This is a genomic window from Pseudarthrobacter sp. R1 (assembly GCF_024494415.1).
Lineage (GTDB): Bacteria > Actinomycetota > Actinomycetes > Actinomycetales > Micrococcaceae > Arthrobacter.
In genome coordinates this window covers 143,481-158,428 of the sequence record NZ_JAMKFI010000011.1, presented here as the reverse complement: position 1 = coordinate 158,428, position 14,948 = coordinate 143,481, and the positions used below count along the sequence as shown (strand labels likewise).

General features: G+C 65.4%; 13 protein-coding genes. 7 read left to right on the top strand and 6 right to left on the bottom strand.

Going from position 1 to position 14,948, the window contains the following annotated elements:
* Positions 1-11: 11 nt before the first annotated feature.
* The 4 genes from M8J71_RS21715 to M8J71_RS21700 form a co-directional block, all read right to left on the bottom strand.
* Complete coding sequence (locus M8J71_RS21715; protein WP_256249922.1) at positions 12-689, bottom strand: NUDIX hydrolase; 678 nt, start codon at positions 687-689, stop codon at positions 12-14.
* Entirely contained in the window at positions 686-1,480 is a 795-nt protein-coding gene (gene nth, locus M8J71_RS21710; RefSeq protein ID WP_256250099.1) for an endonuclease III, read from the bottom strand. The genes M8J71_RS21715 and nth overlap by 4 nt, the downstream gene beginning before the upstream one ends.
* A 66-nt stretch (positions 1,481-1,546) precedes the next feature.
* Positions 1,547-2,944: a hypothetical protein gene (locus M8J71_RS21705; RefSeq protein ID WP_256249921.1), complete on the bottom strand. Its 1,398-nt coding sequence runs from the start codon at positions 2,942-2,944 to the stop codon at positions 1,547-1,549.
* Positions 2,941-3,063, bottom strand: coding sequence for a hypothetical protein (locus M8J71_RS21700; RefSeq protein ID WP_256249920.1), 123 nt, complete (start codon positions 3,061-3,063; stop codon positions 2,941-2,943). Before M8J71_RS21700 ends, M8J71_RS21705 begins: the two co-directional genes overlap by 4 nt.
* 284 nt (positions 3,064-3,347) lie before the next feature.
* On the opposite strand from M8J71_RS21700, the gene acs reads away from it, so the two are divergent.
* Together acs and M8J71_RS21690 are read left to right on the top strand one after the other, a co-directional pair.
* Positions 3,348-5,357 (top strand): acetate--CoA ligase, encoded by a 2,010-nt coding sequence (acs, locus tag M8J71_RS21695; RefSeq protein WP_256250098.1) that lies wholly within the window; start codon positions 3,348-3,350, stop codon positions 5,355-5,357.
* A gap of 91 nt (positions 5,358-5,448) precedes the next feature.
* Complete coding sequence (locus M8J71_RS21690) at positions 5,449-6,240, top strand: DeoR/GlpR family DNA-binding transcription regulator (RefSeq protein WP_256249919.1); 792 nt, start codon at positions 5,449-5,451, stop codon at positions 6,238-6,240.
* Positions 6,241-6,261: 21 nt separating this feature from the next.
* On the opposite strand, the gene M8J71_RS21685 is transcribed toward M8J71_RS21690, so the two are convergent.
* Positions 6,262-7,284, bottom strand: coding sequence for a LacI family DNA-binding transcriptional regulator (locus M8J71_RS21685; protein ID WP_256249918.1), 1,023 nt, complete (start codon positions 7,282-7,284; stop codon positions 6,262-6,264).
* A gap of 10 nt (positions 7,285-7,294) precedes the next feature.
* The gene (locus M8J71_RS21680; RefSeq protein WP_256249917.1) at positions 7,295-8,500 is read right to left on the bottom strand and encodes a Gfo/Idh/MocA family protein; all 1,206 of its coding nucleotides are present in this window, start codon (positions 8,498-8,500) and stop codon (positions 7,295-7,297) included.
* 211 nt (positions 8,501-8,711) lie between these two features.
* On the opposite strand from M8J71_RS21680, the gene M8J71_RS21675 reads away from it, so the two are divergent.
* The 5 genes from M8J71_RS21675 (at position 8,712) to aroQ (ending at position 14,936) form a co-directional block, all read left to right on the top strand.
* Positions 8,712-9,656, top strand: coding sequence for a carbohydrate ABC transporter permease (locus M8J71_RS21675; RefSeq protein ID WP_256249916.1), 945 nt, complete (start codon positions 8,712-8,714; stop codon positions 9,654-9,656).
* A gap of 10 nt (positions 9,657-9,666) precedes the next feature.
* The gene (locus tag M8J71_RS21670) at positions 9,667-10,593 is read left to right on the top strand and encodes a carbohydrate ABC transporter permease (protein WP_256249915.1); all 927 of its coding nucleotides are present in this window, start codon (positions 9,667-9,669) and stop codon (positions 10,591-10,593) included.
* A gap of 60 nt (positions 10,594-10,653) precedes the next feature.
* Positions 10,654-11,991 (top strand): ABC transporter substrate-binding protein, encoded by a 1,338-nt coding sequence (locus M8J71_RS21665; RefSeq protein ID WP_256249914.1) that lies wholly within the window; start codon positions 10,654-10,656, stop codon positions 11,989-11,991.
* Positions 11,992-12,162: 171 nt separating this feature from the next.
* Complete coding sequence (locus tag M8J71_RS21660) at positions 12,163-14,343, top strand: alpha-galactosidase (protein ID WP_256249913.1); 2,181 nt, start codon at positions 12,163-12,165, stop codon at positions 14,341-14,343.
* A 134-nt stretch (positions 14,344-14,477) separates the two neighbouring features.
* The gene (gene aroQ, locus M8J71_RS21655; protein ID WP_256249912.1) at positions 14,478-14,936 is read left to right on the top strand and encodes a type II 3-dehydroquinate dehydratase; all 459 of its coding nucleotides are present in this window, start codon (positions 14,478-14,480) and stop codon (positions 14,934-14,936) included.
* The last annotated feature ends 12 nt before the right edge of the window (positions 14,937-14,948 follow it).

Below are 14,948 nucleotides of genomic sequence, written 5' to 3'. Positions count from 1 at the left end.
AGAAGCAGAAGTCAGACACCCATCGGATGGACCCGGTTCCGGTCCCAGGGCACAGCCCACCCGAGCTGTTCAAAGAGTCCGTTCAGGACTATTCCCGTAAACCCCCAAACCACAACACCGTTGACGGTGAACGCGGGGCTGTCGAAAGTACGGCCGGCGCGGTGGACCGTGGCCATGACCCTGTTATCCGGGTCCAGCAGGTCCCGGACGGGGATCCGGAACACCTGGGCGGACTCGGCATAGTCCACCACCCGGACGGGCGATGGCGACCGCCACCACCCGAGCACGGGAGTGACGAGGAAGTTGCTGTGCGCAAGGCCGAGCTCCTGAAGGGTGCCCAGGACTTCAACGCCGTCCGAGTCCAGGCCCGTTTCTTCCTCCGCTTCGCGTAAGGCCGCCTGTACCGGCGTTTCCGGGTCGTCAATGCTGCCGCCAGGGAAAGCCACCTGCCCGGGATGGGATCCCAGCGTGTGCGCGCGCTCCAGCAGCAGGACATCAAGGTCTGCCGGTGCCAACGGCTTCCCGGACACAGCCGGAACGTCATCCAGCGCACCGAAGAGCATCAGCACCGCCGCCCTGCGCGCCCGTTTCGCGTCCACGGTGAGGGCTGCCCAGAGGGGGTCAGGGGAGGCAGCCGATCCCGCCTCCGCCCTGCGCGCCAACTCGATCAGGTCCTCGCGGGCGCTCACGGTCTCCTCTTTTGGGATGCCATCCTGATTTCGGCTGCCCTGTGCGTTTCAGCCTGCAGTTGTGCGAGCAGGGCTTCGCTGCCCGGGGCGAGTTCGTATTTCAGCAGCTTGGCCGCCTTGACGGGATCCGTTTCACCCAAACCATAGCTGGGGCACCAGTTGGCGACGGGGCACGCCCCGCACGCGGGCTTCCGGGAATGGCATACCCGCCGCCCGTGGAACACCACCCGGTGGGACAGCATGGTCCAGTCCCGCTTCTCGAAAAGCTCGGCAACGTCATACTCGATCTGGACAGGGTCCTCCGACTGGGTCCAGCCGAATCTGCGGGCGAGGCGGCCAAAGTGGGTGTCGACCGTGATGCCGGGGACTCCGAAGGCATTGCCCAGCACCACGTTGGCAGTCTTGCGTCCCACGCCTGGCAATGTCACCAGGTCTTCCAGCCGCCCCGGGACAACGCCGTTGTACTCGTCCACCAACCTGGTGCACAGGGCGATGAGGCTCCGCGTCTTCGCCCGGAAGAACCCGGTGGGCTTGATGATGTCCTCGATCGCCGCCGGATCCGCCTCGGCCATGGAACGCGGGTCCGGATAGCGGTGGAACAGCAGCGGGGTGATCTGGTTGACGGTGACGTCGGTGGTTTGCGCTGACAGAACGGTGGCCACCAGCAGTTCAAAGGGGTTGCGGAAATCGAGCTCCGCATGGGCGTAGGGGTATTTCTCGGCCAAAGCCCTGTTGATGCGCCTCGCCCGCCGCTTCAGCGCAAGCATCGACTCCTGGGACATCACGGGCATGCCCGCAGCCTGGCCGGCCGGTGCTGCCGCTCCGCCGGCCTGGGAAGCCCGGGGTGAGGCCATGCGTTAGCCGCGCTCGATATTGCTGAGGTCGCGCAGCACGCCCAGCCGCCCGTCGGTGTGCTGGACCAGGAACTCATGGCCGCGGTCCTCGAGGGCAAGCACCCAGCCTCCCGGCTCAATGACGAAGGCCGGCGCCCCGGTGCGGGGATCGAAGGCGGTCCGGTGCTGGGCCACAGCAAACCAAAAAGCCTCGTGGATGGGCTGTTCCTCTGATTCCTCCGGCCGGCTGGCCGGGTCCACTGTTGCCCCGATCGGCTCCTCCGCCCGGACCTGCTGATGCACTGCCGTCGCTGCGGGCGGCTCCCAGGTAGCCCGGGCCGCAGAGCCGGCGGGGGCATCGCCGTCGTGATGCGCCGTGGCGGATGAACCGTTGGCTCCGCCGCCCTTCACGGGCACATCTCCGAACTGCGTCTCCTCTGCGGCGGGCGTAGAGGCGGGGCGTACGACGTCGGCGGCCTGGGTTGGCGGGCCGGCATCACCTTCCGGAGCACGGTCGGAAACTTCAGGGGCGGTGGAAACGGAGCCGTTTGCTGCTGGCCCGCCGGCCGCAGTAACGCCAGCGGCGGGGACAGCAGCCGTGGCGGGTGAATGGGATGCAGCTGCCGAAGGAACCGCGGCTGTCGCCGGCGGCTGCTGGGAGGCTCCGGTCTGGACTGCGGAAGATCCGGCCCCGGCACCGCCAAACAGCTTGCCGCCGGCAGCGCCCAGCACCTTCCCGACCCCGGGCTTGGAAGCGGAAGCGGACTCCGGGCGGCGGGAGTCTGCCGCGCCGGACTCGGCCTTCGGCGGTTTGGGCGCCCGCGGCTTCCGTACGGGAACGGCAGCTTCACGGGCCACCACATGCGCGGGGATCTCCGCACGGTCCTGGAAATCCGGGGAGATGTACGGAAGGAACCGGCCCAGGACGGTCACGGCGAAAAGCACTACTGCGCCAATCAGGCCCACCATGAGGCTGGGAACGTAGGCCCCTGCCACGGACAGGAAAAAGAAGGCGACGGCGAACGAAGCCACCACGGACGCGAACTGGTCGATGGACAGCGAACCGATCCTGATCTTCGTACCCGGCGCCAGCCTCCGCGCGGCGAAGAGTGCGCTCACCGCCAATGGCAGAACGATCCCCAGCCCCAGGAAGAAGAGGTTGTTCAGGTTCCAGAGGTTGTAGCGGCCGCCGAACAAGGGAAGCAGCGAAGCGACGAACAGGATGACGGTGGCGGCAAACACGGCCAGGTCCCGGATGGTGAACGGACCGAGCACGGCCTCGGTGCCATTCCGGCCCTTGGCTCCGGTAGCGGCCTGCCGGTCTGCACCGGCGGCCGAAGCGGTGGGGGCCGAAGCGGTGGCGGCCCCCGAGCCTGCCTCTGTGTCGGGGCCGGTTTTCTGGCCGAAACTCTGCTGGTTCATTCTGTTCTCCTTAGCGTGGCGGCACCGGGGCTGTGGCCCGAAACCGTGCCGTCGTACAGCGGTTCCGTCGTTCCCAAGCTCTTGCCGAGCCCGGGAACGACGGTCCGCAGTGAAGTCACAATCCCATCTCAGCCTAGTCAACAGCCTTACTGATCACTAGCTGGCCATGCCGCCGGGCGGTCGCCGGGGACTGCGCGTGGAACCATTCATCGCTTAATAAATGCCGTTCGCGGGCTGGTCTGTGACACCGCACACATCCGCTGCCCCCACGCATTAGTCTTGATTCCGGAACAGCTCTTTGCGGAAGATCCGTGACCAGCCGGTGCCCGACGTCGTGCAGGCGGCGGAGCCCGGCCGGCAGCGGATCTCCGCGCAGCAAAGATCGATGAATGATGAGGTTCACATGTCCCAGGACACTCCAAGCTCCACCGCCACCGCGCCCGCAAGCTCCGGGCAGGGCGGCCAGCAGGGCGATGCCTTTGAAAACCTGCTGCACGAAACCAGGGCGTTTCCACCGTCCCCCGAATTTGCTGCTGACGCCGTGGTCACCGCCGCGGAGTATGAAGAAGCTGCCGCTGACCGTCCCGCGTTCTGGGCCCGGCAGGCGCGGGAGTTGCTGACCTGGAGCAAGGACTTTGACCAGGCGCTTGACTGGTCCAACCCTCCGTTCGCGAAGTGGTTCGTGGGCGGGGAAGTCAACGCCGCCTACAACGCCCTGGACCGGCATGTTGAGAACGGACGCGGCGACCGGGTGGCCATCTACTTCGAGGGCGAACCCGGCGACACGCGTACCTACACCTACGCCCAGCTGACTGAAGAGGTGAAGAAGGCAGCCAACGCCTTCGAATCCCTCGGCGTCGTCAAGGGCGACCGCGTTGCCGTGTACCTGCCGATGATCCCCGAAGCCGTCATCACGCTGCTAGCCTGCGCCCGGATCGGCGCGGTGCACTCCGTGGTGTTCGGCGGCTTCTCCGCCGACGCGCTGCGCTCCAGGATCGAGGACGCCGAGGCCAAACTTGTGGTAACCGCGGACGGCACCTACCGCCGCGGCAAGCCCAGCGCCCTCAAAACAGCCGTTGACGAGGCTCTTGCCAACGACGGGCACACGGTACAGAACGTCGTGGTGGTCAAGCGCAACGGCCAGGACGTGGACTGGCACGAGGGCCGGGACCACTGGTGGGCCGACACCGTGGAGGCCGCCTCCACCGAACACACGGCCGTGGGGCACGATTCCGAGCACCCGCTGTTTATCCTCTACACCTCCGGCACCACCGGACGGCCTAAGGGCATCCTGCACACCACCGGCGGGTACCTCACCCAGACCGCGTACACGCACAAGGCAGTCTTCGACCTGCACCCGGACACGGACGTGTACTGGTGCACGGCCGACGTCGGCTGGGTCACCGGCCACTCCTACGTCGCCTACGCCCCGCTCATCAACGGCGCCACCCAGGTGATGTACGAGGGCACCCCGGATTCCCCGCACCAGGGCCGCTGGTGGGAGATCGTGGAGAAGTACAAGGTCTCCATCCTCTACACCGCCCCCACAGCCATCCGGACGTTCATGAAGTGGGGCCGGGAGATCCCGGACAAGTACGACCTGTCCTCCCTCCGCGTCCTCGGTTCCGTGGGGGAACCCATCAACCCCGAGGCCTGGATGTGGTACCGGAAGGTCATCGGCGGGGACCGCACGCCCATTGTGGCAGCCTGGTGGCAGACCGAAACCGGCGCGCAGATGATCGCCCCGCTGCCCGGAGTCACGGCAACCAAGCCCGGCTCCGCGCAGGTCCCGCTGCCCGGCATCGCCGTGGACGTGGTGGACGAGATGGGCGAATCCGTGCCCGACGGACACGGCGGCTTCCTGGTGATCCGCGAACCGTGGCCGGCCATGCTGCGCGGCATCTGGGGCGACCCGGAACGGTTCAAGGACACCTACTGGTCCCGCTTCGAAAACATGTACTTCGCCGGGGACGGCGCCAAGAAGGACGAGGACGGCGACATCTGGCTCCTGGGCCGCGTGGATGACGTCATGAACGTCTCCGGGCACCGGCTCTCCACCACGGAAATCGAGTCCGCCCTGGTATCCCACCCCGCGGTGGCTGAAGCCGCCGTCGTGGGTGCAGCGGACGAGACCACCGGCCAGGCCGTCGTCGCGTTCGTCATCCTTCGCGGCGACGCGGTGGATTCCGGCCATGACACCGTCCAGGAACTCCGCAACCACGTCGGCAAGGAGATCGGTCCCATCGCCAAGCCCAAGGCCATCCTGGTGGTACCGGAACTGCCCAAGACCCGGTCCGGCAAAATCATGCGCCGCCTGCTCAAGGACGTCGCGGAAGGCCGCGACCCAGGCGATGCCACCACCCTCTCAGACCCGACAATCATGCAGCAGATCGCGGCGTCACTTAGGAAATAGGTAACGACGACGGCGCCGGCCACCTGGGTGGGCGGCGCCGTCGCCGTATGCTGAGAGCAGCCCTGCCCCCTGCCCCGAAGGAACCGCCCAGATGCTCGCCGTCGCACGTCACCAGGCTATTTTGGATGCCCTTCAGCGCGAACGGGTTGTCCGGGTCTCGGATCTGGCCCACCAGCTGGGGGTATCCCTCATGACAGTGCGGCGCGACATCGAAGTGCTGGAGGAAGGCGGCCGCCTCGAGCGTATCCACGGCGGCGCGAAGATTCCGGGCGACACCAGTACGCATGAGCCGGGCTTCGACCTCAAGTCCACCCAGCTGACCGACGAGAAACGGGCCATTGCAGTGGAGGCTGCCGGTCTGGTACAGGAAGGCATGGCCGTGGGCCTCAGTGCGGGAACCACCACCTGGGCGCTGGCCAAGGAACTCACGAACGGCCCCCGGATCACTGTTGTCACCAATTCGGTGCGCATCGCCGACCTGTTCCATCACGGCGCATCCGCCGGTTCCGCCCGCTTCGCCTCCACGGTGATCCTGATCGGCGGCGAGCGCACGCCGTCGGACGCTTTGGTGGGTCCCATCGCCACAGCAGCGCTGAAGCAACTGCACCTGGACGTGTTGTTCCTTGGCGTTCACGGCATGGATGCCGCAGCAGGGTTCACCACACCGAACCTGCTGGAAGCCGAGACGGACCGCGCCTTCGTGGCAGCCGCGCGCAAAACCGTAGTGCTGGCCGACCACACCAAATGGGGACTGCTGGGCATCAGTTCCATCGCCTCGCTGGAGGAAGTGGACGAGGTCATCAGCGATCCCGGTCTTGGTGCCGAGGCACAGCGCATCCTCCAGGAGCGGGTGGGCCGGCTGCGGCTCGCCGGCCTCCAGTAGCACGTCCTTCAGTAGCAGCCGCTACCTGCAGCCGCAGGATTGCCTGACATGCAGGGTCGTGTCGAAAATCCGGTGCCGGGGTTTCTCCCCACGGCTGGCTCCCACCAGCGCCGCCACCGCTGCCTCCGCCATCACGGCAACCGGCTGTTCCACCGTGGTCAACGGAGGCCATGAGTATTCGGACTCGGCGGAACCGTCAAAGGAAGCCACGGCGATATCCCGCGGAACGTCCAATCCTGCTTCATGGACCGCCCGCAACAGGCCGATAGCCTGCATATCCGACGTGGCGAAAATGGCTGTGGGCCGGTTCACCGACGCCAGCAGCCGCTGGCCGGCAACATAACCGCCGGGCCGCGTAAATGCGCTGTACACAATCGGCCCCTCCGGCAAGCCGGCTTCCTGCAAGGCTTCCCGCCAGCCCACCTCACGGCCGTCGGTGGTGCCGGAAACGTTGGTACCCATGGCCAGGCCGATGTTTTTGTGTCCATGGCCAATCAGGTGCTCCACCGCGATCCGGGCGCCGGCTGCCAGATCCACGCCAATGCTGTTGAAGCCGGGCGCATCCCGTTCCTGGTTCAGCAGGACCGACGGGATGTCTGCCGTTTCCAGGACCTCCAGGTCGGGTTCAAAAAGGACACTGGCCAGCAGCACGCCGTCCACCTGCCGGGCGGCAAGGTTGCGGATGTTGCGCCGCTCCTTCGCCAGGTTTCCGTCGGAGTTGCTGAGCACCAGGGCGTAGCCCAGGGCTGCCGCGGCATCCTCCACGGCGTGGGAGAACAGCGAAAAGAAGGGGTTGGAGATATCCGGGACCACAAGCCCCAGCGTCTCACTGGAGCCCAGCTTCAGCGCGCGTGCCGCCGCGTTGGGGCGGTAGCCCAGGACGCGGATGGCGTCCTGGACCTTGGCTTCAGTGGCCGGTGCCACCTTCTTGGGCCCGCCGTTGACAACGTAGCTGACGACGGCGGTGCTGACGCCGGCGTATCTCGCCACGTCCTTGCGGGTCACCGGGCCGCCTCGGGCAGCCTGCACGGCCGGAGTAGTCATGCTGTCCATGTTAGGTACAGGTACCCGGCGCATCGCCGAAGTCACGGATGGGAAGCCGCGCGCCGCCTTGGAGGGCCGACTGGTGGGCCACGATCCCCGGGAGGGTGAAACGGGCGGCCACCCAGGCGTTCACGGGCGGAAGCGTGCCGTTGTTGACGGCGGTCACGAAGTCGTCCACGAGGAAGTGGTGGCTTCCTTCATGGCCGTTGGGTGCGCCGCGAAATTCCTCCGGAAGCCGCTCGGGATCATGAACCGGGGCCAGGCCGGAAACGAAGGCATCCCGCAGCTCTGGTGCCACGTTTGCCAGCGATGGGTCATCCAGGGAAATACTGGGATGGGTTTCCAGCTGCTCCGAAATGTCGTGGACATTCGCTTTGTCCTGCCAGACGGTGACTTTCGCCAGCTGTTCGAAGCTTCCCTCGGTCCCGAAGAACCGGAACCGGGATTCGCGGATGTGTGAGGGGTAGCCCACGCGGCGCATCTCGTTGGTGCGCATCACGCCGCCGTCGTTCAGTTCAAACAATGCCGTGGCATTGGAGAAGTCGTTGCCGAACATGCTGACGTCCCTGTCGAACACGCCGTCGTTGCGGTCGTCCTTGACCCCGACGCAGCTGACGCTGACGGCATGGGCGGGAACCGCACCCAGTACTCCGCCCACGGCATGGGTGGGATACAGCATGGGCGGGTAGCTCGCGGTTTCCTTCCAGCGGTCACCTCCGCTGTACTGGTACGCCTCGTAGAAACCCAGGTCCATGTCGTGGACGTAATCGCCCTCGGTGTAGAAGATCCTGCCGAACTTTCCGGCGGCATGCTGCTTTCGCGCGTATACCGTGGCGGGGTTGTAGTAGCTGGTCTCCCCCATCATGTACACCAGGCCGGTGTCCCGGACAGCTTCGATGATGCGGGCAATTTCCTCCTCGGAGATTGCCATGGGAACGGCCGAGTAGACGTGCTTTCCTGCCCGCAGCGCCTGCTCCACCAAGGGACCGTGGGTCCATCGCTGGGTGAAGATGGCCACGGCGTCGACGTCGGAGGCAAGCAGGTCCTCAAAGCTCGCCTTTGATCCGGCCAGGTGATAGCGGTCCACTGTCTCTGTGGCGCGTTCCGGCACGTCGTCCACTACATGCACGGCGCCGACGCCTGGGTGCAGATTGAAGAGGTGGGCGAACTGGCTGCCGAATTGGCCGGCGCCTACTACGCCGATTGAGAACGTCATTGTTTGCCTTCCGTAGAGGTAAGGAGGGGCGCCGGGCAAGCGCTGTCCCTCACGACGCCAGTGTTGCAGGACAATCTACTCGAGTCAACAGCGCAACCGAATGGATGACAGTAGTAGCAGAGGGTGAAGAAAAAGTTCTTGCCACCCCCTTTCTACTCGTGTAGATTCTTTTTCAGTTGTTACCCCCATCACAGTCAGGAAAGGGTCGAAGATGACCACCCTTGCCAAACACTCGAGATCAGCTTCGCCCGCTTCGGCGTCCTCCCCCAAACCGCAGGGCAGCCACCGCCGTTTGGGAGACCTTAAGATCGCACTGCTCTTCATTGCCCCGGCAATGATCGGGTTCATTGTTTTCTATGTCGTGCCGACCATCCGGGGCCTCTACCTCAGCTTCACGGAGTACAGCATCCTCGGTGAACCGGAATGGATCGGCCTGGACAACTACACGGCGATTGCCAAGGATCCACTGTTCTGGAATTCCCTGGCTGTCACGGGGCAGTACGTCTTCATCAACATCGTCGTCCAGACTGCCCTGGCCCTGGGCCTGGCCCTGCTGATGCACAAGGTGGCGAAGTCCACCCTTATCCGCGGCGCCCTCCTGCTGCCCTGGATGATGTCGAACGTCATCGCGGCACTGCTCTGGTTCTGGATGCTCGACTATCAGATCGGCGTGGTGAACCAGTTCATCGAATGGGCCGGCCTCCCCCGTGTCGCGTTCTTCGGAAGTGAGGAGTGGGCCATCCCCACCCAGGCCCTGATCAACACCTGGCGCCACATGGGCTACACCGCCCTGCTCATCTTCGCCGGCATGCAGGCCATCCCCGGCCACCTCTATGAAGTAGCCAAACTTGACGGTGCTTCGCCGTTCCAGACCTTCCGCAAAATCACTATTCCACTGCTGCGGCCGGTGCTGGTCCTCGTCCTTGTGGTCACGGTCATCGGCTCATTCCAGGTCTTCGACACCGTTTCAGTTACCACGGGCGGCGGACCGGTTAACGCCACCCGCGTCATCCAGTACTACATCTACCAGCGTGCCTTCACCGAGTCGGACTTCGGCTACGGATCTGCCATCGCCGTCATTCTCTTCCTCATCCTCGCCCTGGTGGCCTTCATCCAGATGAAGTTCCTCAAGGGCAACGAGTCGGACCTGGACTAGGAGCCCCCGCATGACCACCACCACGAGCCGCGCACCGCTGCCGGCCGCAACCCGCCGTCGTCGTCCCTTCAACCCCCGCCGCGCGGGTGCCTGGGCCCTCCTGGTCCTCGCAATTGCCGTCTCTGTCCTCCCGTTCCTCTGGGTGCTGCGCACGGCGTTGTCAACGAACTCGGCGCTTGCTTCGAATTCAGCAAGCCTGCTTCCCGCGGAATTCACCTTTGGGGCCTTTATGCGGGTGTTCGGGCTGCAGAGCCCGGCCGATGCCGTCGCAGAAGGCGGCTCCGGTGCCGCCATCGATTTCTGGCTCTACCTGCGGAACTCCATCATTTTCTCCTCCATTACCACTGCCGGGGCCGTGTTCTTCAGCGCGATGGCTGCCTATGCCTTTGCCCGCCTGCGCTGGAAGGGCCGCAACCTAGTGTTCAGCCTGTTCCTGGGCACCATGCTGGTCCCGCCGATCTTCACGGCCCTGCCCAACTTCCTGCTGATCAAGAACCTGGACCTGCTCAACACGATGCTCGGCATGGTCCTGCCGTACGTGTTTATGACCCCGTTCGCCATCTTCTTCCTGCGCCAGTTCTTCCTGAACATGTCCCGCGAGGTCGAAGAGGCAGCCATGCTTGACGGCGCCAAGCACCTGCGCATCTTCTTCCAGATCATCCTTCCCAACGCCGCAGCACCCCTTGCCACGCTCGCGCTGCTTACCTTCATCGGCCAGTGGAACGAATACTTCTGGCCCCTGCTGGTCGGATCCCAGGACGACGTCCGCGTACTCCAGGTGGGGCTGGGCGTCTTCAAGTCGCAGTCCCCGCAGGGAGCGCCGGACTGGTCCGGCCTGATGGCAGCAACCCTCATCTCGGCCCTGCCGGTGCTGATCCTCTTCGCCGCCTTCGGCAAGAAGATCGTCAACTCCATCGGCTTCTCCGGCATCAAATAAGCACCCCGCCCCTCATCACCCCTGTACTCCCCATCCCATTCCCGAACGGAAAGTAGAACCATGAAGAAATCCCTCGGCGCCGTTGCCGTCGCCGCAGCCGTCGCGCTCTCCCTGTCCGCCTGCAGCGGATCCTCCTCCGAAGAAGCCGCCAAGGGCGAAATCAGCTACTGGCTCTGGGACGCCAACCAGCTCCCCGCCTACCAGCAGTGCGCTGACGATTTCACAAAGGCCAATCCGGACATCACGGTCAAGATCACCCAGCGCGGCTGGGACGACTACTGGAGCACCCTCACCAACGGTTTCATCGGCGGCACCGCGCCCGACGTCTTCACCAACCACCTCGGACGCTACGGCGAACTGGCGGAAAACAAGCAGCTGCTGCCCATCGACGACGCCGTCGAAAAGGACAATGTGGACCTGGCCGGCTACAACGAGGGCCTGGCCGATCTCTGGGTGGGCCAGGACGGCAAGCGCTACGGACTGCCCAAGGACTGGGACACCATTGGCCTGTTCTACAACAAGGCGATGCTCGCCGGCGCCGGCATCACCGAGGACCAGATGAAGGACCTGACCTGGAACCCGCAGGACGGCGGCAGCTACGAGAAGGTCATCGCGCACCTCACCGTGGACAAGAACGGCAAGCGCGGCGACGAACCCGGCTTCGACAAGAACAACGTTGAGGTCTACGGCCTGGGCCTGAACGGCGGCGGCGACTCCTCCGGCCAGACTGAATGGAGCTACCTCACCAACACCACCGGCTGGTCCCACACGGACAAGAACCCGTGGGGCACCCAGTACAACTACGACGACCCCAAATTCCAGGCCAGCATGGATTGGTTCGCGGGGCTTGCTGACAAGGGTTACATGCCCAAGCTGGAGACCACCGTTGGTGCGGCCATGGCCGATACCTTTGCCGCCGGCAAGTCCGCGATCAACGCCCACGGCTCCTGGATGATCGGCCAGTACACCGGCTACAAGGGCATCGAAGTCGGCATTGCCCCCACCCCGGTGGGCCCGGAAGGCGAACGCGCGTCAATGTTCAACGGCCTGGCCGATTCCATCTGGGCCGGCACCGAGAAGAAGGACGCAGCCATCAAGTGGGTGGAGTACCTCGCCTCGGCTGGCTGCCAGGACGTCGTAGCCTCCAAGGCCGTTGTCTTCCCCGCGCTCAAAACGTCCTCGGACAAGGCCGCCGAAGCTTTCAAGGCCAAGGGTGTGGACGTCACCGCGTTTACCGAGCACGTCAAGAACAAGACCACGTTCCTCTACCCGATCACGGACAACACTGCCAAGGTCAAGGGCATCATGGAGCCAGCCATGGACGCCGTCGTCTCCGGCAAGGCCCCCGCCAGTTCCCTGACCCAGGCCAACGAACAGGTCAACGCCCTCTTCAAGTAGGCCCCTGCCGCAAAGGCACTCCCAGCCGTGGCTGCGTATGTGGTCGCAGCCCACCGCACTGGATGCCGCCGTCTTCTCCTCGCGGCGGCGGCATCCGGCCCATCCCTTTTCCCCTGCGAGCTACCCGTTCCGCGTCACCGGACGCACCCCTTGAGCACCGAAAGAGATCCTATGGACCCCCTCCACCTCCGTTCCGCCGGCACCAGCCTGGTGATCAGCTTCGACAGCGGGGAGGCCGAGATCATCCACTGGGGCGCGGATCTTGGCAGCACCCTGCCGGACCTTGCCATCCTGGGCGAGCCGGTCCCCCACTCCGCCATTGACGCCACCGTCCCCGCCGGCCTGTTGCCGCAGGCGTCCTCCAGCTGGCGCGGCCGTCCCGGCCTCCGCGGCCACCGCATTGCCGACGGCGTCTCCGGCCTTGACTTCTCCCCGCGTCTCCGGGCGGTGGCAGCGCGCACCGAGGGCAACACGGCCATCATCAGCCAGGCCGATCCGGAGGCCGGGCTGTCCGTCGAATCCACCCTGGCACTGCACGACGGCGGCCTGCTGGAACTGCGGCACACCGTCACCAATGACGGCACCACCCCTTACCAGCTGGACGAACTGGCGACGGTCCTCCCGGTGGCCCCGGACGCCGTCGAACTCCTTGACCTGACCGGGCGCTGGTGCAGGGAAAACCACCCGCAGCGCCGGGCCATCCAGCAGGGCACCTGGGTGCGGACCGGCCGCCACGGCCGCACCGGGCACGATTCGTCGCTCCTGCTGGCCGCCGGCACTGCCCGCTTCGGGAACCGCCACGGCAAAGTCTGGGCCACCCACTTGGCGTGGAGCGGAAACCACGAGCAGTTCACCGACACTCTTGGCGACGGCCGCACCATGATCGGCGGGTCGGAACTCCTGGGACCGGCCGAAGTCATCCTCGAGCCGCAGGGCACGTACACCACGCCCTCCCTGTTTGCCGCCTACTCCGATCGTGGCCTGGACGGCATCAGCGAGGCCTTCTACAGCTGGTTCCGGTCCCGCCCCCACCACGTCCTTCCCTCTGCCGGCGGCGGCAAGCCGCGCCCGGTGGTGCTGAACACCTGGGAAGCCGTCTACTTCGACCACAACCTGTCCACGCTGATCGAGCTCGCAGACTCTGCCGCGGAGCTCGGCGTCGAACGCTTTGTCCTCGACGACGGCTGGTTCCGCGGGCGCCGCGACGACCACGCCGGCCTGGGCGACTGGTACGTGGACGAGTCCCTGTGGCCCAACGGCCTGGCTCCATTGATCGACGCCGTTACGTCGCGGGGCATGGAATTCGGCCTGTGGGTGGAGCCCGAGATGGTCAACCTCGACTCGGACGTTGCCCGCGCGCACCCCGAGTGGATCGTGGGTCCAGCCGCCCTCTCCCACAAGGACGGCGGACGCCTGCCGCTGGAGTGGCGGAACCAGCACATCATCGACCTGGTCAACCCCGAAGCCTGGCAGTACATCTACGACCGCATTGCTGCCCTCCTGACCGAAAACAACATCAGCTACCTCAAATGGGACCAGAACCGGGACCTCCTGGAGCATGGCCACGGAGGACGCTCCTCCGTGCACGAGCAGACCCTTGCCGCCTACCGCCTGTTTGACGAGCTGAAGAAGTCTCATCCCGGCGTCGAAATTGAAAGCTGCTCCTCCGGGGGTGCCCGCGTGGACCTGGGAATTTTGGAGCGGACGGACCGGATCTGGGCCTCGGACTGCAACGACGCCCTGGAGCGGCAGAGCATCCAGCGCTGGACCGGGCTGGTGGTTCCACCGGAGCTGGTGGGCGGGCACATCGGCCCCACCACCTCGCACACCACAGCCCGCACGCACGACCTGTCCTTCCGTGCCATCACGGCCCTCTTCGGGCACTTCGGCATGGAGTGGGATGTCCGGCAGGTCACTGGTGCCGAGCGGGAGGAACTCAAACGGTTCATCGCGCTGTACAAGGAACACCGGGACCTCATCCACAGTGGACGGATGGTCCGCGCGGACGTGCCGGACGAGTCGCTGATGCTGCACGGTGCGGTCTCCGCAGAGCCACCCCAGGCAGGCACGACGGCGGCGCTGTTCGCCCTGGTCAGCACACGCACCGCGTTTGCCGAGCAGCCCGGCAAGGTCACCATCCCCGGCCTTGAACCGGACCGGACCTACCGGATGGAGGCCATCTCCCCGGTTCCCGGTGACAGCGACTACGCGCACGCCTTCACGCAGGTCCAGCCCCCGGCCTGGCTGGCCGGCGGGGCAGTGGCGAACGGCCGTTTCCTCGCCGAGGTGGGCGTGCCCATGCCCATCCTCAACCCCGAGCACGCACTGCTGCTTCGTTTCACCGCGCTGTAGCCCTCTGGCCACATGAAGGCTGCCCCGGCGTTTCCCCGTTCTTTCGGGCTGCGGGAACGCCGGGGCAGTCTTCGTCGCTGACGGGAACGGTAAAGAATGCGTGGCAGCCCTGGACAGGCGATAGATTTGCACGCATGACCGAACCCTCTTCATTAACCAGCCGCGGCACCATCCTGGTAATCAATGGGCCCAACCTGAACCTGCTGGGCACCCGCGAACCCGAAAAGTACGGCACGTCCACCCTGGCTGACGTTGAGGAACTTGCCGCCCGGACTGCCCAGGCGCACGGGTTCGTGACCGAGTGTGTTCAGTCAAACCACGAGGGCGTCCTGTTGGACACGATCCACGCCGCCCGTGGAAACGCCGTCGGCATTGTCCTCAACGCCGGCGCCTTCACGCACACGTCCGTTGCCCTGCGGGATGCCCTTGCCGCCGTGCAGCTCCCGGCGGTCGAAGTACACATCACCAATGTGCACCAGCGCGAAGAATTCAGGCATCACTCGTTCCTGTCGCCGGTGTGCTCCGCGGTAATCGTGGGCGCAGGCGTATTCGGTTACAAACTGGCCATCGACTACCTGGCTGAGGTCCTGTAAATTTTTCCGCTG